Source organism: Streptomyces sp. NPDC002513 (assembly GCF_053595355.1).
Window position 1 is genome coordinate 1,972 of sequence record NZ_JBSFXK010000126.1, and the last position, 3,472, is coordinate 5,443.

Genomic DNA, 3,472 nt, shown 5'->3' on the forward strand with positions numbered 1-3,472 from the left:
GAAGGGTGAGGGTGTCGGGCACGCTGTTGGGTGTCTGAGGGTGCGGCCGTTGGTCGTCCTTCGGTGCCGGCCCCGGTGAAAGTCTGCTTCGGTGGGCTGTGACGGGTGGTTGGTCGTTGTTTGAGAACTGCACAGTGGACGCGAGCATCTGTGGCCAAGTTTTTAAGGGCGCACGGTGGATGCCTTGGCACCAGGAACCGATGAAGGACGTGGGAGGCCACGATAGTCCCCGGGGAGTCGTCAACCAGGCTTTGATCCGGGGGTTTCCGAATGGGGAAACCCGGCAGTCGTCATGGGCTGTCACCCTTGCCTGAACACATAGGGCATGTGGAGGGAACGCGGGGAAGTGAAACATCTCAGTACCCGCAGGAAGAGAAAACAACCGTGATTCCGGGAGTAGTGGCGAGCGAAACTGGATGAGGCTAAACCTTGAGCGTGTGAGACCCGGCAGGGGTTGCGCTTGGGGGGTTGTGGGATTTCTCTTGACCAATCTGCCGGTTGGTCGACGAGTCAGAAACCGTTGATGTAGGCGAAGGACATGCGAAAGGTCCGGCGTAGAGGGTAAGACCCCCGTAGTCGAAACGTCAGCGGCTCGTTTGAGAGACACCCAAGTAGCACGGGGCCCGAGAAATCCCGTGTGAATCTGGCGGGACCACCCGCTAAGCCTAAATATTCCCTGGTGACCGATAGCGGATAGTACCGTGAGGGAATGGTGAAAAGTACCCCGGGAGGGGAGTGAAATAGTACCTGAAACCGTGTGCCTACAAGCCGTGGGAGCGTCGGAGCCTTCGGGCTCTCGTGACTGCGTGCCTTTTGAAGAATGAGCCTGCGAGTTTGCGGTGTGTTGCGAGGTTAACCCGGGTGGGGTAGCCGTAGCGAAAGCGAGTCCGAATAGGGCGTTGGAGTAGCACGCTCAAGACCCGAAGCGGAGTGATCTAGCCATGGGCAGGTTGAAGCGGAGGTAAGACTTCGTGGAGGACCGAACCCACCAGGGTTGAAAACCTGGGGGATGACCTGTGGTTAGGGGTGAAAGGCCAATCAAACTCCGTGATAGCTGGTTCTCCCCGAAATGCATTTAGGTGCAGCGTCGTGTGTTTCTTGCCGGAGGTAGAGCACTGGATAGGCGATGGGCCCTACCGGGTTACTGACCTTAGCCAAACTCCGAATGCCGGTAAGTGAGAGCGCGGCAGTGAGACTGTGGGGGATAAGCTCCATGGTCGAGAGGGAAACAGCCCAGAGCATCGACTAAGGCCCCTAAGCGTACGCTAAGTGGGAAAGGATGTGGAGTCGCACAGACAACCAGGAGGTTGGCTTAGAAGCAGCCACCCTTGAAAGAGTGCGTAATAGCTCACTGGTCTAGTGATTCCGCGCCGACAATGTAGCGGGGCTCAAGCGTACCGCCGAAGTCGTGTCATTGCAGCATGAGGGCTAACGCCTGTTGTGATGGGTAGGGGAGCGTCGTCTGCCGGGTGAAGCGGCACTGGAAGGTAGTCGTGGACGGTTGACGAGTGAGAATGCAGGCATGAGTAGCGATTCACACGTGGGAAACGTGTGCGCCGATTGACTAAGGGTTCCTGGGTCAAGCTGATCTGCCCAGGGTAAGTCGGGACCTAAGGCGAGGCCGACAGGCGTAGTCGATGGATAACCGGTTGATATTCCGGTACCCGCTGTGGAGCGTCAAACATCGAGCATCGTGATGCTAAGGCCGTGAAGCCGCCCTGATCTCTTCGGAGTTGAGGGGAGTGGTGGAGCCGCCGGACCAAGCGGTTAGTAGGTGAGTGATGGGGTGACGCAGGAAGGTAGTCCATCCCGGGCGGTGGTTGTCCCGGGGTAAGGGTGTAGGACGTCGGGTAGGTAAATCCGCCTGGCAGTAGTCTGAGACCTGATGCCGAGCCGATTGTGGTGAAGTGGATGATCCTATGCTGTCGAGAAAAGCCTCTAGCGAGTTTCATGGCGGCCCGTACCCTAAACCGACTCAGGTGGTCAGGTAGAGAATACCGAGGCGTTCGGGTGAACTATGGTTAAGGAACTCGGCAAAATGCCCCCGTAACTTCGGGAGAAGGGGGGCCAGCTCTGGTGATCGGATTTACTTCGTGAGCTGGGGTTGGCCGCAGAGACCAGCGAGAAGCGACTGTTTACTAAAAACACAGGTCCGTGCGAAGCCGTAAGGCGATGTATACGGACTGACGCCTGCCCGGTGCTGGAACGTTAAGGGGACCGGTTAGCTCACTTTCGGGTGGGCGAAGCTGAGAACTTAAGCGCCAGTAAACGGCGGTGGTAACTATAACCATCCTAAGGTAGCGAAATTCCTTGTCGGGTAAGTTCCGACCTGCACGAATGGCGTAACGACTTCTCGACTGTCTCAACCATAGGCCCGGTGAAATTGCACTACGAGTAAAGATGCTCGTTTCGCGCAGCAGGACGGAAAGACCCCGGGACCTTTACTACAGTTTGATATTGGTGTTCGGTTCGGCTTGTGTAGGATAGCTGGGAGACTGTGAAGCTCGGACGCCAGTTCGGGTGGAGTCGTCGTTGAAATACCAGTCTGGTCGTGCTGGATGTCTAACCCGGGTCCGTGATCCGGATCGGGGACAGTGTCTGATGGGTAGTTTAACTGGGGCGGTTGCCTCCTAAAGGGTAACGGAGGCGCCCAAAGGTTCCCTCAGCCTGGTTGGCAATCAGGTGTTGAGTGTAAGTGCACAAGGGAGCTTGACTGTGAGACCGACGGGTCGAGCAGGGACGAAAGTCGGGACTAGTGATCCGGCGGTGGCTTGTGGAAGCGCCGTCGCTCAACGGATAAAAGGTACCCCGGGGATAACAGGCTGATCTTCCCCAAGAGTCCATATCGACGGGATGGTTTGGCACCTCGATGTCGGCTCGTCGCATCCTGGGGCTGGAGTCGGTCCCAAGGGTTGGGCTGTTCGCCCATTAAAGCGGTACGCGAGCTGGGTTTAGAACGTCGTGAGACAGTTCGGTCCCTATCCGCTGTGCGCGTAGGAGTCTTGAGAAGGGCTGTCCCTAGTACGAGAGGACCGGGACGGACGAACCTCTGGTGTGCCAGTTGTTCTGCCAAGGGCATGGCTGGTTGGCTACGTTCGGGAGGGATAACCGCTGAAAGCATCTAAGCGGGAAGCCTGCTTCGAGATGAGGACTCCCACCCACTTGATGGGGTAAGGCTCCCAGTAGACGACTGGGTTGATAGGCCGGATCTGGAAGCCTGGTAACGGGTGGAGGTGACCGGTACTAATAGGCCGAGGGCTTGTCCTCAGTTGCTCGCGTCCACTGTGTTGGTTCTGAAACCACGAACAATCCCGCTGCTTGTTGGCAGTGTGTCGGGTTGTCTGTTTCATAGTGTTTCGGTGGTCATAGCGTGAGGGAAACGCCCGGTTACATTTCGAACCCGGAAGCTAAGCCTTACAGCGCCGATGGTACTGCAGGGGGGACCCTGTGGGAGAGTAGGACGCCGCCGAAC

Annotated in this window: 2 rRNA genes; both read left to right on the top strand. The window is 57.5% G+C overall.

Annotated features, from left to right (window positions below):
* Nucleotides 1-152 precede the first annotated feature (152 nt).
* A 23S ribosomal RNA gene (locus ACWD5Q_RS35055) occupies nt 153-3,267 on the top strand.
* An 88-nt stretch (nt 3,268-3,355) separates the two neighbouring features.
* A 5S ribosomal RNA gene (gene rrf, locus ACWD5Q_RS35060) occupies nt 3,356-3,472 on the top strand.